The following is a 17,289-nucleotide window of genomic DNA, read 5'->3' as shown; positions in this document are numbered from 1 at the left end:
AAATCGGCCCAGATCCGCGAAATTTTAATCAGCGAGTCAGCTTGGGAAGAAATGACCTGCTTATTCGCACCTTCCCTAAGACTTCCCGTTGAGCTGGAACTATCAGGATTCAATTATATATCGCCTGTACCGGTTTATTTGAGTGAGGATGACAAACGCTGGTTGCAGCAGAAAAAAAGTCTCAGAGTCGCCGTTTATGAGCCCGTTCAGCCGCCGCTTGTTATGACAACGCTGACTGGACGTTATCGGGGAATGAATGCTGATTATCTGGCATTGATTCAACATTCCCTTAATACACGAATAAGTGTGATGGCGTATCCGGATCAGGCTGACGCTGTTGAGGCGTTAAAAAAGGGAGAGGTCGATATGGTATTGACCGGGCTGGAGAGTCAATCCTGGCGTGAAGCAAGTGTTCAGGTTTCTCTGCCACTGATTCATTCCTGGCCCAATTTAGTCACCTCTCTTGGCAACGTTATGGCGCCATTGCAGAGCGCACAACGTACGGGGGTAGCGATTGTTAATCACTATCCAGATGTCGATTTTATCCGCCAGTCCTTTCCCGATGCCGAGATCGATAACTATGGCAGTTACCAGGAAGCGCTGAATTCTGTTAATAATGGGCGCAATGCCTGGTTTTTCGGCGATTCACTCACGACCAGCACCTGGCTTTCCCAGGAGTTCAGTCTTGCGCTGACAACGGTGAAGTATTGGCCTGCGCCACAGAGAAAGAGCTACTTTTTATTTTTGCCCGCACAGCAACGGCTGCGGGAAATTGTGAACAATACCCTTAGCGCAATTGATGAAAACATCCATGGGCAAATTGCCCAGTCGATGATTGATAAAGGCAATCTCTCCTTCCTGATTGAACCTCTGGACCTGACGCCACGCGAAAAGCAGTGGTTAAATAATCACAAAACACTCCGTGTGATTATCAATCCCTGGTTTGCCCCTTACACGATGGTTGATGGAAGCCAGCAAACGCGGGGTATTGTTGGCGATATCCTTAATTTGATTGGCTTACAAACGGGTATTCAGTTTGAGACGGTGGTCGTCAAATCGAATAAAGAGATGATCGCAGAGATGAAGAAAGGTAACTGGCATATTGTGCAGGCAGCTACCTATGATCTCAGCCGAGAAGATTATCTCTCTTTTACGCATCCATTTATCACCACACAGTTCGTGGCCGTGATCAGAAAAGAGGAAAGTAAAGAGCATGCGCTGCGGCCCGGTAACCATGTTGCAATCAGCGCCGATCACACTTTACTGGCCACACTGAAGGCGAAATATTCAGGCATTGTGTGGGAAGAGGTGGAAAATTCCAGCGTGGCATTGAATCTGGTCGCAACAGGAAAAGTGGATGCCGCCATTTCGAATCAGCTGACCGCGCGTTATCTGAGCGAGCATTACTATCCCGATCAGCTTTCCTGGATACCGCTTACCGGAGAAGAACCCGCGGCAATCAGTTTCGCGGTGCCCCGCTCTGAGCCGGAGTTACGGCAAATTCTGGATAAAGCGTTAGATGATATTCCGCAAAAAGAGGTCCTGCAGATCGTCAGTAAATGGATTCGTCTGCCGGATGTCAAAATAGATACCTGGGAATTATATAACAGGCCTTTTTATCTGGTGGCTACCTTAGCGTCGTTACTGGTACTCAGCACCTTGTTATGGGCAGTCTATCTGGTGCGGGAAGTTCGTATCAGAAAACGTTCTCAACGCTTACTGCAAGAGGAACGAAACCGGGCTCTCAGGGCCAATGAAGAGAAGCGGGAATTTCTTTCTCACATGAGCCATGAGATACGAACCCCGGTAAGTGCCATTATGGGATTTCTTGAACTCCTGCAATTTTCTCCTGCGAAGTTTAGCCCGGAAGATAAAGCATCAGTGGACCAGGCGGCCCAGGCCTCACGTTCGTTATTAAAACTTATTGGCGAGATCCTCGATCTGGAGAAGATCGAATCGGGCTTATTAGAGACCGTTCCCCAGTGGAAATATCCGGACAGCCTGATACAAGACAACATTGCATTATTCAGCGCGCTGGCGGCGCAAAAAGGGATCGCGCTACGTTACGATTCTCGTTTAGAGGCACGCGAGGCGATGCGACTGGATCCCCAATTACTGGGGCAGGTTCTCACCAATATTATCGGTAACGCGGTGAAATTTACCGAACGTGGTGATGTGCGAATTTTTGCGGTCAAGCATGAGCAAACGCTGGTGATCTCGGTGCGTGATTCTGGGCCGGGAATGAGCGAAGAAGAACAACGTCGTTTATTCACCGCCTTTAGCCAGGGAATAGCGGGAGAACATCACCGCGGTTCGGGGCTCGGATTAGCCATTAGTCGGGGATTAATGAGGCAAATGGGAGGGACAATCGAACTGCAAAGTGAGGTGAATCGGGGGACGACCGTTACGTTGAGCCTGCCAGTCCAGACGTCGTTTGATATCACGCCTACCGTTGCGGACGTTGACGCGCCTCTGCCAGTATTGCAAGGAACAACACTCCGGGTATTAATCGCGGATGACCTTCCTTTCAGCCGATTACTTTTGAAACGTCAGCTTATGACGCTGGGTATCATCGCTGATGAAGCCGACAATGGCGAGATTGCATTGCATTATCTTCAGCAAGGAAATTATGACTTGTTGATTACCGATCTCAATATGCCGGTTATGGATGGTATTGAGCTTGCCCGCCAGGTCAGAAAAAGTAATACGACGCTTGTCATCTGGGGGCTCACGGCAACGGCGCAGGAGCACGAGCGCGAACGTTGTCTGTCGGCGGGCATGAATGCTTGTCTTTTCAAACCCATCACGTTGTCACAACTCTCTCATTTACTCTCCGGCGTCAGTGATACCCACGACACGGCATTTGATCTCGAAAGACTGGCGATGCTGGCGCAAGGGAATCGGGCATTGATGCTTCGCGCATTAAAAGATGCGCAGGAAGAAAATCGCTGTGATTTAACGGCGGCTTATAACGCCAGTGAGTCTGGTGATTATCGTCTGGTTAAACATCATATTCATCGCATTAACGGGACTGCTCAGTTATTGGGGGTTGAGACTCTAATGAAGGCTTCACAGTCTCTGGAGGATAAACTCCCGGACGCAATGACTGTCACCGAACTGCCTGCTGAGCTTGAGTATATCCAGACACTACTGGACGAGCTGGAGCAGGCAATCGAGAAATTCACACCTTAATTTCCCTTCCTACACGTGTAGGTGGTGCCTGACAGAATAATAAGGCACCGCTGATGTTGCTCCTGTGTTAACCAGGTAAAATAAGCCCTGTTCCAACAGAATAAAATTAGTTAATTAAACCTGGTATATTTCCTAAGAAAAATCCATGTTTTGGTTTATTACAAGTTTCAACTATCAAACTTGCCTGAATCATTAAACTAAACCTATCCATATAGCTAGTGTTTAATTCTGTTTTTTGTTGCATATTCTGGGTTTTTGTTTTGATAAAAATAGCCAGGTGTGGATCGTTGTTCTTTTGAAAGTAAAAAGTTAGTAGAAACGATCGTTTTTATGTTTTCTTACGAAATCCACGACTTTTGTGATGTCATGCTGAATTATTTTCTGTAAATTTTACAGCGAAACATGTGGCGACTTACAGACGTTAAAACAGCAAGCAGGAAGTGTCGAAAAGGGAAGTTCTATGAAATTGTCAGACTCCGTTTTTTCTGATGATTATTTTTTTATTGTCGGCATAAGTGCGTTGTTAACGCCGGAGTTAATTGATGAAAATTACACTATAGTCGATGTCGATGAGTCGCTCCTTCAACGGAGTACAGAGTATTTGTTTCCTGGCAGGAAGATCATTGCATTTATCACCAATGATCTCGACTACTACGCGTTATGCCATTTGAGAGATATAACTTTCATTGATAAGAGACGCCGGATAAATGAAATCCTCTCATGCCTGTTTGTCAATGACTCCAGGTATGCTTATCGGGTGAAATACACGCTTTCATTCCGGGAAAGTGAAGTTCTTGATTGTATACAAAAAGGAATGGAGGCGAATGAGATTGGTGAGTTATTGGGCATGTCGATGAAGACATTCTATGCACACCGTCGCAGTCTGATATTTAAACTTCAACTCGGTAATCGTGTATCTCTGTATCGAAATATCGCGCGAATAAGAATGTGCAAACCCTGTGTTCATGAGCCTGACCTTACATAAATTGTTGCGTTAATGTCGGGAAACGAGAATATGCAGAGGAGGTGAGTGCAGAAATAATTGTTTTTAACATCAACGCTTTTAATTAAATATTAACTTAACTATCAGGATTTTACGATATGAAAAAATTAGCACTGATTTCTGCGATTTTATCGCTGTCTGCTCTACAGGCGACATATGCAGCCGATGGCGTAATTAACTTTAACGGAACCATTACGGGAACGGCGTGTGTGGTGGATCCTTCCGCGATTTCACAACCCGTTGAGCTTGGAACCGTTTCAACGGCGGCATTTTCTGGTGGAAGTGGTGCAACAGCTGCCGCTAAGCGCTTCAACATTGTGCTGAAATCCTGTCCGGCAAGTGTAACCAGCGCCAGTGTTCGATTTGACGGTACCACCAATACGACTAACCCTTCGATTCTGGCGTTGACCACAGGTCAGACTGCGACAAATGTTGGCGTCGCTATTTATGAACAGGACAGCGCGACATTGATCCCGGTCGGTACTTCTTCGGCTAGCGTGGCATTGCAGGAAGACATCGACAATACGTTGACCTATTTCGCGAAATATATGGCCACAGGCGTTGTCGGAGCAGGGTCGGCCAAGTCGTCAACCTCTTTCACCGTAACTTATCAGTAAAAGCAGGGCCACTCGTGGCCCTGAGTAATTAAGCAGGAATTCTCATGTTTCAGCAATTATATAACACGGTTGCTATAGGGATGATATTTATCTCAACAGCGGCAATTAGTGGTGTTGAAATAGGCGGTACTCGTCTTATTTATAATGGTAATGCCAGTCAGGCTGCAATCAGTGTTAAAAATCCGGACAATAAACCGTATTTAATTCAGTCATGGGTGAGTAAAAGTGAAAATGGTGATGAGAGTGGTAGCGAATTCACTACTACACCACCTTTGTTTAAATTAAATCCAAATGCGCAGAACTCTGTTCGCGTCATGTTGGCTGAAAATAACTTACCAACCGACAGAGAAAGCGTTTACTGGCTGAATATCAAAGCGATTCCCTCATCCTCACCGGATGCGAAAAATGAATTGTTGATCGCGGTAAAAAGCAAAATGAAGCTGTTTTATCGTCCCACCGGGTTAAAAGGCGATCCGTCATTGGCATACCAGCAGTTAATTTTTTCACGTGAGGGTGGGAAATTAACTGTAAATAATCCAACGCCTTATAGCGTGTCGCTCAATGAAATAAAGGTGAACGGCAAGACGATCACTAAGCCTCCAATGGTATTACCATTTCAAACCGTCACGCTACCCCTATCGGGGATAAACGGCGGTGACGTATCGTGGCGTGCGATTAATGATTTTGGAGGCGTCACGACTGAACAAAAAGTTAAAATGTAGGTTAAATGCTTATGCTCCAGCTCAATACGGTTTCAGGTTTTGCAACGTTAACGAAATTATCAGTCATGGTCTATCTGTTTACACAAGCATCAACCGTGTTGGCTGAGGATTATTTTTCACCCGATCTCATTGAAACCCGAGGGAATATTCCACGTGATATTGATATCTCCCGTTTCAGCAAAACTGACGGACAGGTTCCCGGTATTTATCACGTTGATGTCTATCTGAACGGAAATTATATTGAATCTCGTGATATCAGCTTTCTGGGTAAAGAGAGTGAATTGGCACCATCCTTAACCTACGCCGATTTCGTAAAATGGGGTGTGAAGCGTAACGCACAGCCTGACTGGATGAGTATGGAGGATTCCGCGACCATCGATAATATTGGTGCGTTACTCCCCGGGAGCCAACTCAATTTTCAGTTTGATGGGATGCGTCTGGATATTTCGGTGCCACAAGAATATATGCAGCGCGATCCACGCGGCTCCGTTGCACCGGAACAGTGGGACGATGGATTGAATATGCTGTTCCTGAATTATAACTTCTCTGCTGCCAACAGCCATGGCAAGGGAGATTCGCGTAATGACAGCTATCTAAACCTGCGTAGTGGGATTAACGTCGGTCCCTGGCGGTTGCGTAATTACTCGACATATAACAATAACGAAGGGGACGGGCGCTGGAATACCCTCAGCACGTCACTGGAGCGTGATATTAAAGTGCTGAAAAGCCAGTTCAGTATGGGGGATGGCTATACGCAGTCTGGTGTATTCGACAGTGTTCACTTCCGTGGCGCGCAAATTTATTCGGATGACACCATGTTGCCGGAAAGCGTTCGGGGGTTTGCGCCTGTAGTCCGTGGCATTGCGCAAAGTAACGCACAAGTCACCATTCGTCAGGGCGGGAATATTATCTGGCAGTCTTATGTTCCGCCAGGCCCGTTTGTGATTGATGATCTCTATCCTACTGCTGCCAGCGGTGATCTTACCGTGGTGGTGCGTGAGGCAGATGGTTCGGTGCATCAGTTTATTCAGCCATTTTCGGCTGTGCCGATCATGCAGCGTGAGGGCCAGTTTAAATATGCTCTGGCAGTGGGAAAATATCGTGCATCAAACAGTACAGATAAAGAACCGGATTTTCTTCAGACCACAATGAGCTACGGGTTGCCGTGGGACACCACAATATATGGCGGCACGCTGGCGTCGAGAGATTACCAGGCCGGGGCTATTGGTATCGGCAAAGGATTGGGCGATTTCGGTTCGTTCTCTTTTGACACTACCTTTGCTCATACGCAGATGCCAGGCAAAACGGAAAGTGGTATCTCGCTTCGCGCGCAGTATGCCAAAGATTTTTCATCAACGGGCACCTCGCTGAGTCTGATGGGATATCGGTATTCCTCTTCCGGCTTTCATGATTTTCAGGAAGCGAATGGTGATGTCAATAAATACCGGATGGCGAGCGATAACGTTCTGGAAGGCAATGACTGGCGTTATCAGCGTAACAAACGCAGTAAGGCACAGGTGACATTGAACCAGCAGCTTGGCGATTTCGGGAATATCAACCTTTCGGCCTGGCACCAGGACTATTGGGGCGGTGATACCGAGCGTAACGTCAGTCTGGGTTACAACACCAGTATTAACAATATTAATTATGGCCTGAACTATAGCTATTCCCGTGGTCCCTGGCACAACGACAACGATCATATCGTCTCTTTTACGATGCAGATTCCGTTCTCACGTTTCTTGCCAAACAGTTGGATGACGCTATCGGCAAACGCGAATAAAAAAGGCGACGCCACTTCACAGGTTGGGCTGTCCGGTACCGCGCTGGAAGACAACAATCTGAACTGGAACGTACAGCAGGGATACAACAGTAAGGGTGCAGATGTGACGGGCAGTGCGTCGGCGAATTATAAGGGCCGGCATGGTGAATATCAGCTTGGTTATAACTACTCTCGCGATAATCGTCAGGTCTCGGTTGGCGCAATGGGGGGACTGGTGGTTCATCCGTATGGCGTCTCCGCGACTCAACCTCTTGGCGAGACAATGGCGTTGGTGAAGGCCGAGAATGCCGCTGATGTGAAAGTGGCGAATAACAGCGGCATTTACACAGACAGTAAAGGTTTTGCCGTTGTGCCGTACGTTGCGCCATATCGACAGAACAGTCTGACGCTAAATACCGACAGGTTGAACAACAATACGGATGTGTTGAATGACACGCAGACCGTCGTACCAACAAAAGGCGCGCTGACCCTGGCCGATTTCCCGACCGTTACCGGCTACCGAATCCTGCTGCAATTGACGGGCAAAACGATTCCGTTTGGGGCGACGGCCACAATTAACCATCGCGACAATACACCAGAAGGGATTGTTGACGATCGTCAGCGAGTCTGGTTTAGCGGCGCACCGGAAAAAGGCTCCGTGGTGGTGAACTGGGCTGGGGAAAGTTGTCTGGCACATTATCAGATTGCGCAGGCTTCTGACAAAACGCATAACGTCACCGCGGAGTGCAGGTAAGTGGAGAGTAAGATGAATCGAATTATAGTGAGTTTATTGTGGGTAGCTCTGGGACTGTTTTCACGGACTACGCTGGCGTGGGATTGTTCGACGGTCACGCCATCAACAACCTTATCGCCGCAGAATATCACTATCTCCAGGGATCTGCCGGTGGGGGCCGTTATTGGTACGCAGATGATGACGCCGACAGTGAATGCGTTCAGTTGTTTTGATTCAGCGGACGGGGTTATTTCCAATCAAACATTTGGCGTAAAGGCGATAGGTACCTTCGATTCGATGGTCAATGGGGTACGGGTCTATAAAACCAACGTTGACGGTATTGGCTATGCGATTTCCGGCTCGACGGCAAAGTGTGCCGGAGGGAATGCCGCCGTAACGGGGGCGAATACGATTCGGGGCGATATTAACACCGCCAGGCTTTGTCAAAATACCACGGGAATGATAAGTCCCGGATTGAATGGTTCGGTCACGGTGACATTTTATAAAACGGCGACGGAGACCGGTTCTGGTACGATATCGGCAAGAATGGTGGGGTCGTTGATATTGCTGAATAACTCGCTGCTCTGGCAATCCCCAGAAGCCGCAGTCAATATCAATGCGTTCACGGTGACCACGCCAGCCTGCAAACTGACCACGGCATCCATCCCTGTCGATATGAAAGAGGTTGATAAAAACGCCTTTAATGGCAAAGGAACGACGCCGGGAGAGACATATACCCAGTCATTCAATTTGCCGATGACCTGCAATGCCGGAACCGCCGTCAGCGTCAGGATGGAAGGCGATATTAATGACGCAACGAAAGGCGTCATCAATACGACCAGCGGGAGTAACGCCGCCACAGGGGTCGGGATCCAACTGCTTTATAACAACCAGCCAATGAGGTTGGGCTCCGATGTGGCGGCTGGGACATCGAGCACAGGGGGCGGTTTCACGGTCCCGCTTAAGGCGCGTTACTACCAGACGGGCGATCACATCACCACAGGGACGGCTAATGGCGTACTGTCTTTTACGATGACATACCAGTAGTTGCCGAATAACTAACATATGGATGAATAGCAGAACAGATTAACCTCAACCTGTTCTGCTGTTCATCACGACATATTTAATGCGGCTACGTTGGTGATGTCGTGGGGGATAGAGAAAGCCGCCAACGGCAGGTCTGTTCTGTCTTCGCCATTACAAAATCATCTGTGCCAGTAAAAAGCCAAATGGTACCGAGAAGATAATCGATAAACATCCCGGCAGGAAGAAGGGGTGATTAACGATCTTTGAGCCATTCCAGCGCGAACTGAGAAATGAACCCGTATCATCAGTGGCTATCGCAAACGCGGTTGTCGGGTAAATATTCGTGATATAAAGTGCGCTGACCGCGACAAAACTGGCTAATATTGCCTCCGGGCTAATTCCGATGGAGGCGGCGATAGGCATCAGCAATGCGCTGGTTGCCCCCTGGCTAAACAGCATGGCGCTGGTACAGAAAAATACCGCCGCCAGTAAGAACGGCCAGGCGCGTAATATGTCGCTGGCTTCCATTTTAATCTCATCGATATGGGCACCGATCAGCGTGCTGCTCAGCCAGACAATCCCTAATACCACCACCAGTGATTCCGCGCCGGATTTAAATATCGGTGAGTTCTTCAGCTCTTTCATGTCCAGCTTGCAGGTGAAAATAATGATCGTGGACACGACAAACATCGTAATAATGATTAAGTCGCGGGAATTAATGGTATGCCCAATCAGGGATTTAAACAGCAACATACAGACCACGAAGACCACTCCCACCAGAAATATGGCAACCGAGGATTTTGCTCTGGCGGGAATAGGGCGGCTGGCCTGTTTATTCAGCACAATTTTATTTTCCTGCATGATTTTTTGACACACAGGATCGTCGGCCAGTTTGGCACCTTGTCTGCTGGCAATGAACGCCGCGATCAGCATGGCAAATAACGCGGTGGGCAGGATAATCAGCATTGCGTCGCCGAAGCTCACGCCCATCACCTCAACGGTGCCGTACATAATCGCCGTGGCGGCAGAGATCGGGGAGGCGGTAATCCCGAGTTGCGAAGCCACAACCGCAGAGCTTAACGGCTGGCTGGGTCGGATACCGTTGTCTTTCGCCACTTCCTGAATCACGTTCATCACCGACATGGCGGTATAACCAGTACCGGACAGTACCGTCAGAATAAACGTTACGGTGGGGGCAAGAATATTAAGATAGCCGGGATTATGGCGCAGTAATTTTTCGGTCAGGGTGACGAGATAATCCATTCCGCCGGCCTGTTGCATGGCTGAGAGCGCCACAATGGTAGACAGAATAATCAGCATCACGTCGACAGGTGGAGAACCTGCCGGAACGCCAAAAATAAATACCGAAATCGCTAATCCGATCCCGCCGGCAAACCCGACGCCAATTCCGCCCCAGCGGGCGGCAAGCATGATGGTTCCCAGTAATAAAACGACATGTAATATCACCATATAATTAACCTGCTCTTTGTTATATTTTATTTATCGGCAACGAGAGGGCGAGGTAATGAATAGGGAATATTCATTACCTGCAGTTAACGCTTATTTCTCGATAACAGATGATTACGACATATTCATTTCTGTTTGATAACGTTTAATCGCTGCCGTACTCTTTTGCGGATCGGTCATATTCATCGGATCAAGCAGATAATCCGCCTGTTCCGGTGTCAGCAGTTTTTCTGCCAGCACGACCTGCTTTACGCTGCACTGCTGTTGATACGCGGTTTTTGCAATTCGCGATCCCACCTGATAGCCAAACAGGGTTGCCACGACGGTGGCCAGCGCCGTACTTTCCTCTGCGTAGCGAGCACTCACTTCTTCATTTATCGCGATATCTTTCAGACATTTATCGATGAACAGCGGTATCCCCCGGCTCAGTAACGAGCAGGATTCGAAGAGCGCCTTTAGCAACACCGGTTCCCACACGTTCAGGTCAAGCTCGCCGCCCTCAACCGCCATGGTTACCGTGACGTCATTACCGATAACCTGATACGCAATTTGATTCATCAGTTCGGGCATGACCGGGTTAATTTTGCCCGGCATGATGGACGAACCCGGTTGCACGGCAGGGACAATAATTTCATTAAAACCGGCGCGCGGCCCTGAACCCTGAATACGAAAATCGGTCGCCATTTTAGAGAGAAAGGCGGCGATTTTCTTGAGCTGTGCGGAGAATTCAATATAGAAGTCACCGTGTTGCAGACCATCGAAAAAATCCGCTTCCGGGCGATATTGCTCGCCAGTGAGGGTCTTCAGCCATTGATACACCGCCGGAAGATATCCCTCATGGGTGGACAACCCCGTACCAATCGCCGTCGCTCCCAGGGGTAAATACAGCGCCTCCTCGTTGACCTCGGCCAGTTTTTCCCTAAGCCGGTTGACCTGTGTGCGATAGGCGCCAAACTGTTGGCCAAACGTCATTGGCACCGCATCCTGTAAGCAGGTGCGGCCTAATTTCACTTTGTCGGCAAACTCACGGCTTTTATCCGCCAGTACGGCTTCCAGTTTTTCCAGTTGCACCAGCAAATGCTTGATATTCATGCGACTGGTCATTTTCATCGCCGCAGGAATGACGTCGTTGGTCGACTGTCCCATATTAACGTGCGTATTTGGGTGAATCGCATCATATCCCCGTACGCCGGTGAGCAGTTCATTCGCGCGGTTAGCCACCACTTCATTCATGTTCATATTGGTCGAGGTGCCGCCGCCGCCCTGAAAAATATCAATCGGGAAATGGGCGTCAAAATCGCCGTTCATCACCTCCTGCGACGCCGTCACGATGACGGCGGCTTTCTGCTGATCCAACGCGCCAATTTGCGCGTTGGCCTGAGCAGCCGCTTGTTTTATCGCGGCGATTGACCACAGGAAATGCGGAATGTCCCCAGCCGTTTTCCCCGAAACTGAAAAATTCAGTACCGCCCGTTGCGTTTGAATACCGTAGTAGGCTTCCTCCGGCACCATTAACGTTCCTAATAGATCCTTTTCTTCACGCATCGTTATGTCTCTTCCTGTATTAAGGTGTATCGCTACCTTAATTGGCTGGCAGTACAGATAATTTGAAGTGGCTCAAAGAAAAAAAGCATTGAAAAGATAAATACTCATTATTAAAAAATGTAATAGTAGAGGCGGTAATGAAGGATATTAACTTCGATTTTAAGCAGTTACAGGCGTTTTTAGCAGTCATTGAGACGGGGTCATTTACCGCTGCGGCAAAGAAACTCAACCTGACTCAATCCTCGATTTCTCAGCAGATCGCGAATCTGGAAAATGGCTTAAAGACTGAAGTGATTAACCGTTCACAGCGACCCATTCAGATGACGATAGCCGGGCAGGCGCTGTACCCGCTGGGAAAAAAGATTATCGATAGCGGTGTTTATCTGCAGGAACATATAAACGCGATCAGTCACGGGCATATTTCACATTTGAAAATCGGCTTTGTGGATTCGATCGGTAAATCTATCGGCCTGGATATCCTGACCTTTCTACAACCGCAGGTGAAACATATTTTTCAGGTTACCGGTACAGCATCGGGGCTGCTTTCCGCGCTGAATACGGGCAGCATTAACCTGGCCATCACGATGCTGCATACCGAGATGCCGCCTAATGTCAGAATGTACCCGCTGATTGAAGAGGAGTTTCTGTGCGTTTGTCCCAAAGCCTGGCCGGAAACGCGGCTGGAAGAGTTGTGTAAAAACAGGGACTACATCGCCTATACCCGCAATACGCCGACCGGCATCCAGACGCTCAACTGGCTGAAATGGAATAACCTGTCTCCGTCTATCCAGTTTGAAATGGATAATGCTGATGACATTCTGAAATTAATTTCCTGCGGCTACGGATGGACGCTGACCACGCCGCTGTTTATTACCACACTTCCCGCCTTTACTGACTCGCTGAAGATCATCCGGATCAACAATCGCAAAGAACGCCGCAAAATTGTCCTGCTCTGTAAGGATGATGAACTGTCTGAGTTCTATAAAAACCTGGCGATTGAGGTCCAGTCAATACTGGAAACGAAACTGGAACAGGGGTTCTACAGTAAGCTCAATGCGGATGTGCCGTCATGATCCCTAACCAGGCATGATTCGGTCTTCAGCGAAGTATTGCCCGGTACTTACCGCTAAAGTAGCGGAAATGCTAACCCAGGAGATTGTTATGATAGCGGTGATTTTTGAAGCGGATACAGTACCGACTCAGCAGGAGCGATATTTACAGCTTGCCGCTGAACTCAGGAACGAACTTGTTAATATTGAGGGCTTCATTTCGATTGAGCGTTTCAAAAGCCTGAGTACGGAAGGGAAGATTTTATCGCTTTCCTGGTGGGAGAGTGAAGACGCCGTCGCGGTGTGGAAGAGCAACATGAAACACCGGGCAGCGCAAAGGGAAGGCCGGGAGTCGATATTCTCTTTTTACCGCATCCGCGTTGCGCACGTTCTGCGAGATTATTCATCGGAAGGATAAAATTCGACCATCTTACGGAAGCGTAACTTCCGCTGATCTCACGCAATCTTTGCAAACAGGACTATTTTCTTACAAGAGAGAAATAAGGATGGAGGTAGAGGGACAGAAAGAGAAAATGGCGCGTGATGTAAAAGGATGTGATCGAGCGAGGAAGAGCATTGAGCTTAATAGTTAACTCAACCTTAAATATTACCCCTTGAAAATACAAGGGGCAATATAATAAGGTAAAATATTTGATATTTGTCGTGTTTTAATAGTTTTTTATTGATTAAGTGCTTATTGCATTCTGTACCCGGGAGTCTAAATGTTAGATAATCTCGGGTGGATTTATCCCTGGTGTTACGTTGGTCTTTGACCGCCTGACTAGTATGTGCCGCGAGCGCTATTAGTCAGGTATTTTTTAAGTATAAGTAAGACCCGACCTGAAAAAAAGCTGTCCTAAAAGACAGGGGATAATAATTTCGGAATGTTATTATCAGGAATGAATAAATGAACTCTTTTGTTGAGTTTTTTTTGCTTGATCGCGATGAGTTGCCGTCAGGTTTTGCCACTGAACTCTACCGCCTGAGAAACCGAACATTTCGTGAGCGGCTCAACTGGAAAGTAGAATGTACTGATGGCCTGGAAAAGGATCAATTTGATAACGAAAACACGACTTACCTGTTAGGGATGCATGAGGGAGAAATCCTGTGCGGCGCCCGATTTATCGATGCCACGCAACCGACGATGATCAGCGAAATATTCCATGAGTACTTCGATAATATTACGCTCCCTACGGATATTCCCTGCTGTGAAGTGAGCCGCCTGTTTTTAGATAAAGAGAGACGTGATTGCGGAAACCTTCGTGGGATGCCCGCCAGTAAGGCACTGTTTCTGGCAATGATCGTCTATTGCATGAAGAAACAGTATCGGGGCATGTTCGCCGTTGCCAGTCGCGGTATGTATGCCATTTTCCGTCATGCGAACTGGAAAATTGACGTGATTCAGAAAGGACTTTCTGAGAAAGGTGAAACTATCTACTATATTTTTATGCCGGCGAGTGAAAGCGCAATTGAGAGCATCATCAGCAAAGATAAGGCCAGCCACTGGCTCCGCGAGATACTTCAACAACTTCGCCGTCTGTAATCCCGCACGGAGTTCAGTTATCCAGTAATCTGAGCTCCATTCCAAGTTTTACCGCATGCCTGGCGTTGTTTACGCCCAGCTTTTTCATTGCATTGCTCATATGAAATTTCACGGTTCGCTCTGCAATTGACAATATAACCGAGACTTCGGCATAGGTTTTACCCGCACTAACCCACTTCAAAATTTGTCGTTCGCGCGGTGACAAAAAAACGTTCTTTTTCTGATGCACTTTACTGTAGAGATTAAGGGTCTTTTGATGTAACTGAATGAGAAAATGCATGAAGTGCGCGCGGCAGGCTTCCATCTCAATCCCCGAATCCTTCTGGCTGATGATGGATAATACGACAAGATTATTCAGATAGTCATGCAGGGGAAACGTCTGACCCTGATAAATATTGTGTTCAGAACTTTCACTGAAAATGCGCGTCAGGTTATAACCGTTCGCCAGCAGCACCTTGTTCTCCCAGAAAAAATCTTCAACACTGCTTAAAGCCCTAATAATAACAGGGTCAATAAACTGGTATTTTCTTTCAAGATAGATGTTAAACCACTCAGGATTATTATTGATAATCTGCATTTGCGAGGGATCTTTCTTGTTCATAATCGCATATGCGTAGATCGTATTTTTGTAGTCCTTAATGAACGCATTCAGTTCATTCTGGATTAACGCATTGATCCCTTCATCGTTGTAATACATATCCTTCACGCCAGTTGCTGCCTCTGAGATGAGTGTTTGAAAGAGTATAGCCTGCCTCGTTACCTGACAAAATGGACTTACCCCACAACAGTCGATATTTCCTGTCCTTATGTCAAATTGTGTATAAAAACGCCAGGGCTGAGGTTCATGGCATGACCGTCAAGTTGGCCCCGAAGGTTTGTTGAGCCGGGCGGCACAATCGGATGCCAGACATCACGAGCAGAGGAGCGTAAAGACAGAGTGTGGGCCAATGTCAGGCCATTGCGCCACCCGTACTGTCGGTGGCGGAAATTGAACCAGGGTCACAAATATGAATATTGTCCAGCGGCGCGTTTAATCAATGCCGGTTACGGCTGCGGAATAAAAACTGAATAATTACAAAATATTATTTACCCACGCGATGCGCAGGCGCGGGGGATTATAGGTTTTTACTATAGGTTCAGGATGCAAACAATTGTCGTCCCGAGTCTCTCTTTTTTAACAATAAGGAGGCCATACAAAATACAAGGACAATAAAATGGAACGTCTGACGGTCTCTGACAAACTCTGCTACGCGATGGGGGGCGGATTTGCCTCCAACCTCAGTTTTTACGCGATGCTGGTTTTCTTTATTACCTATGCTTCTGATGTCTATGGTGTGAATCCGGCCACGGTGGGCGCCATCACGCTTGCCGCACGGGGGATTGATGCGTTTATCGATCCGGTGATGGGCGCGATGGGTGACAGAACCCGGACGCGACTGGGTAAATACCGCTTCTGGATAATCACATCAGCACCGGTACTGGGTTTTACAACCTGGATGGTTTTTGCCTCTCCGGATTTCTCCGCGACGGGCAGGGTGGTTTATATCGCCTGCGTTTATATGCTCTACTCCCTTGTCTCTACCGTGTCGAATATCCCGTACCACTCATTAACGGCCTACATTACAGACAAGGTCAATGAACGCAGTAATATTGTGTTATTCAAGCAATTTACCGGGATTATCGCCCAGTTTATCGTCAGCGCGGGCGGCATTTATATTTTATCTGCATTCAGCCAGTCCCGGGATGCGACGGGCAATGTGGTGGTTGATTTTCATAGCTATCACTACCTCGGCATTTTATTTGGGGTCGTGACCACGCTGGGATTCTGGATTTGCGCTTACGGCGCCCGCAGACAGGATAACTGGCAACGTATTGTGCACGATGAAAAGGGATTACAGACCGACCCGGCGGGCGAACAGCAGAATATTGTGGTGGCCGTTTTCAAACAGCTGTCGCTGGCTTTTCGTAGTCGTTCACTGGGATGCCTGGCGTTGGCCTCTTCGGCGAACACGCTGTCCTTAGCGATTACCGCCGGGGTGACCGTTCAGTTTTATACGTGGGTTCTCCACAATACAAAGCTGGTTGCGACGGGAGCATTACTGAATATGCTGTTTGGCGCATCAATATATCTGCTGGTTAAGTGGTTAGTATCTCGCTATGGAAATAAAACGGCATTTGTGATCATCTGTTTTATTGCCATGGTTCCCTCGCTGATACTCTGGCTCACCTTCTCGCCTGAAAATGTCACCTGTACTTTGATATTACTCGCCTGCGTGATGGCGTTTTGTCAGGGCGGGTCGCTGATTACCTGGATGATGGTCACTGATTGCGCGGATGAATTACGCTGGAAAACGAAAAAGAATGCCGCCGGAATTGCCTCCTCCACATTAACGTTCTCCAACAAATTTGGTTCTGCGCTGGGTGCCTTTGTGCTGGGCGGCGTCCTTGATCTTATTGGTTATCTACCCGGCGCGCAGGCGCAAACGGCGGGAACATTACATGGATTGCTTATTTTGATGGTCCTGACGCCGGTTTGCGGGCAACTCCTGTCACTGTTTTCGATGATTTTTTATACCCTGAACAAAAAAAATCATCAGGCGATCTGCATGAAACTGCTCGGGGATGGGGAGTAA

The 17,289-nt window shown here is 47.9% G+C and carries 13 protein-coding genes; 10 read left to right on the top strand and 3 right to left on the bottom strand.

Annotated elements, in window-relative coordinates; genetic code table 11:
• Positions 1-51 precede the first annotated feature (51 nt).
• The 6 genes from OGW13_RS25245 to OGW13_RS25220 all read left to right on the top strand — a co-directional run bounded on the left by OGW13_RS25245 (position 52) and on the right by OGW13_RS25220 (position 9,073).
• Positions 52-3,192, top strand: a complete 3,141-nt coding sequence (locus OGW13_RS25245; RefSeq protein ID WP_287116633.1) for a transporter substrate-binding domain-containing protein — start codon at positions 52-54, stop codon at positions 3,190-3,192.
• A gap of 460 nt (positions 3,193-3,652) precedes the next feature.
• Positions 3,653-4,177, top strand: a complete 525-nt coding sequence (locus OGW13_RS25240) for a helix-turn-helix transcriptional regulator (protein ID WP_044254092.1) — start codon at positions 3,653-3,655, stop codon at positions 4,175-4,177.
• Positions 4,178-4,293: 116 nt separating this feature from the next.
• Positions 4,294-4,812: a fimbrial protein gene (locus tag OGW13_RS25235; protein ID WP_042999413.1), complete on the top strand. Its 519-nt coding sequence runs from the start codon at positions 4,294-4,296 to the stop codon at positions 4,810-4,812.
• Between the two features lie 44 nt (positions 4,813-4,856).
• Entirely contained in the window at positions 4,857-5,534 is a 678-nt protein-coding gene (locus OGW13_RS25230; protein ID WP_042999414.1) for a fimbrial biogenesis chaperone, read from the top strand.
• Between the two features lie 65 nt (positions 5,535-5,599).
• Positions 5,600-8,047 carry a fimbria/pilus outer membrane usher protein gene (locus OGW13_RS25225; RefSeq protein ID WP_287116618.1) on the top strand — a complete coding sequence of 816 codons (2,448 nt, stop codon included), beginning with the start codon at positions 5,600-5,602 and terminating at the stop codon, positions 8,045-8,047.
• Positions 8,048-8,059: 12 nt separating this feature from the next.
• Entirely contained in the window at positions 8,060-9,073 is a 1,014-nt protein-coding gene (locus tag OGW13_RS25220; RefSeq protein WP_044254094.1) for a fimbrial protein, read from the top strand.
• Between the two features lie 150 nt (positions 9,074-9,223).
• On the opposite strand, the gene OGW13_RS25215 is transcribed toward OGW13_RS25220, so the two are convergent.
• A complete protein-coding gene (locus tag OGW13_RS25215) occupies positions 9,224-10,522 on the bottom strand; it encodes an anaerobic C4-dicarboxylate transporter (RefSeq protein ID WP_042999416.1) in 1,299 nt (432 codons plus the stop codon).
• Between the two features lie 111 nt (positions 10,523-10,633).
• A complete protein-coding gene (locus tag OGW13_RS25210) occupies positions 10,634-12,064 on the bottom strand; it encodes an aspartate ammonia-lyase (protein ID WP_287116617.1) in 1,431 nt (476 codons plus the stop codon).
• A 137-nt stretch (positions 12,065-12,201) separates the two neighbouring features.
• Between OGW13_RS25210 and OGW13_RS25205 the strand changes: the two genes are divergently transcribed.
• The 3 genes from OGW13_RS25205 (at position 12,202) to OGW13_RS25195 (ending at position 14,656) form a co-directional block, all read left to right on the top strand.
• Positions 12,202-13,137 (top strand): LysR family transcriptional regulator, encoded by a 936-nt coding sequence (locus tag OGW13_RS25205; protein WP_042999418.1) that lies wholly within the window; start codon positions 12,202-12,204, stop codon positions 13,135-13,137.
• An 88-nt stretch (positions 13,138-13,225) separates the two neighbouring features.
• A complete protein-coding gene (locus tag OGW13_RS25200) occupies positions 13,226-13,531 on the top strand; it encodes an antibiotic biosynthesis monooxygenase family protein (protein WP_109739458.1) in 306 nt (101 codons plus the stop codon).
• Between the two features lie 489 nt (positions 13,532-14,020).
• Positions 14,021-14,656, top strand: a complete 636-nt coding sequence (locus OGW13_RS25195) for an acyl-homoserine-lactone synthase (protein WP_042999420.1) — start codon at positions 14,021-14,023, stop codon at positions 14,654-14,656.
• Between the two features lie 13 nt (positions 14,657-14,669).
• On the opposite strand, the gene OGW13_RS25190 is transcribed toward OGW13_RS25195, so the two are convergent.
• Positions 14,670-15,353 (bottom strand): helix-turn-helix transcriptional regulator, encoded by a 684-nt coding sequence (locus OGW13_RS25190; protein WP_192926969.1) that lies wholly within the window; start codon positions 15,351-15,353, stop codon positions 14,670-14,672.
• Between the two features lie 517 nt (positions 15,354-15,870).
• Here OGW13_RS25190 and OGW13_RS25185 point away from each other — a divergent pair.
• Positions 15,871-17,289 carry an MFS transporter gene (locus tag OGW13_RS25185; protein ID WP_187251036.1) on the top strand — a complete coding sequence of 473 codons (1,419 nt, stop codon included), beginning with the start codon at positions 15,871-15,873 and terminating at the stop codon, positions 17,287-17,289.

Origin of the sequence: Citrobacter sp. Ca225, from assembly GCF_030337175.1 — a bacterium.
Lineage (GTDB): Bacteria > Pseudomonadota > Gammaproteobacteria > Enterobacterales > Enterobacteriaceae > Citrobacter_A > Citrobacter_A amalonaticus.
The sequence above is the reverse complement of the archived record's forward strand: the minus strand, read 5'-3'. Positions and strand labels throughout refer to the sequence as shown.

What these genes read in the sequence shown, in the direction of transcription:
- OGW13_RS25245 (WP_287116633.1), top strand. Translation starts at nt 52, where the DNA reads ATGACCTGCTTATTCGCACCTTCCCTAAGACTTCCCGTTGAGCTGGAA.
- OGW13_RS25240 (WP_044254092.1), top strand. Translation starts at nt 3,653, where the DNA reads ATGAAATTGTCAGACTCCGTTTTTTCTGATGATTATTTTTTTATTGTC.
- OGW13_RS25235 (WP_042999413.1), top strand. Translation starts at nt 4,294, where the DNA reads ATGAAAAAATTAGCACTGATTTCTGCGATTTTATCGCTGTCTGCTCTA.
- OGW13_RS25230 (WP_042999414.1), top strand. Translation starts at nt 4,857, where the DNA reads ATGTTTCAGCAATTATATAACACGGTTGCTATAGGGATGATATTTATC.
- OGW13_RS25225 (WP_287116618.1), top strand. Translation starts at nt 5,600, where the DNA reads ATGGTCTATCTGTTTACACAAGCATCAACCGTGTTGGCTGAGGATTAT.
- OGW13_RS25220 (WP_044254094.1), top strand. Translation starts at nt 8,060, where the DNA reads ATGAATCGAATTATAGTGAGTTTATTGTGGGTAGCTCTGGGACTGTTT.
- OGW13_RS25215 (WP_042999416.1), bottom strand. Translation starts at nt 10,522, where the DNA reads ATGGTGATATTACATGTCGTTTTATTACTGGGAACCATCATGCTTGCC.
- OGW13_RS25210 (WP_287116617.1), bottom strand. Translation starts at nt 12,064, where the DNA reads ATGCGTGAAGAAAAGGATCTATTAGGAACGTTAATGGTGCCGGAGGAA.
- OGW13_RS25205 (WP_042999418.1), top strand. Translation starts at nt 12,202, where the DNA reads ATGAAGGATATTAACTTCGATTTTAAGCAGTTACAGGCGTTTTTAGCA.
- OGW13_RS25200 (WP_109739458.1), top strand. Translation starts at nt 13,226, where the DNA reads ATGATAGCGGTGATTTTTGAAGCGGATACAGTACCGACTCAGCAGGAG.
- OGW13_RS25195 (WP_042999420.1), top strand. Translation starts at nt 14,021, where the DNA reads ATGAACTCTTTTGTTGAGTTTTTTTTGCTTGATCGCGATGAGTTGCCG.
- OGW13_RS25190 (WP_192926969.1), bottom strand. Translation starts at nt 15,353, where the DNA reads ATGTATTACAACGATGAAGGGATCAATGCGTTAATCCAGAATGAACTG.
- OGW13_RS25185 (WP_187251036.1), top strand. Translation starts at nt 15,871, where the DNA reads ATGGAACGTCTGACGGTCTCTGACAAACTCTGCTACGCGATGGGGGGC.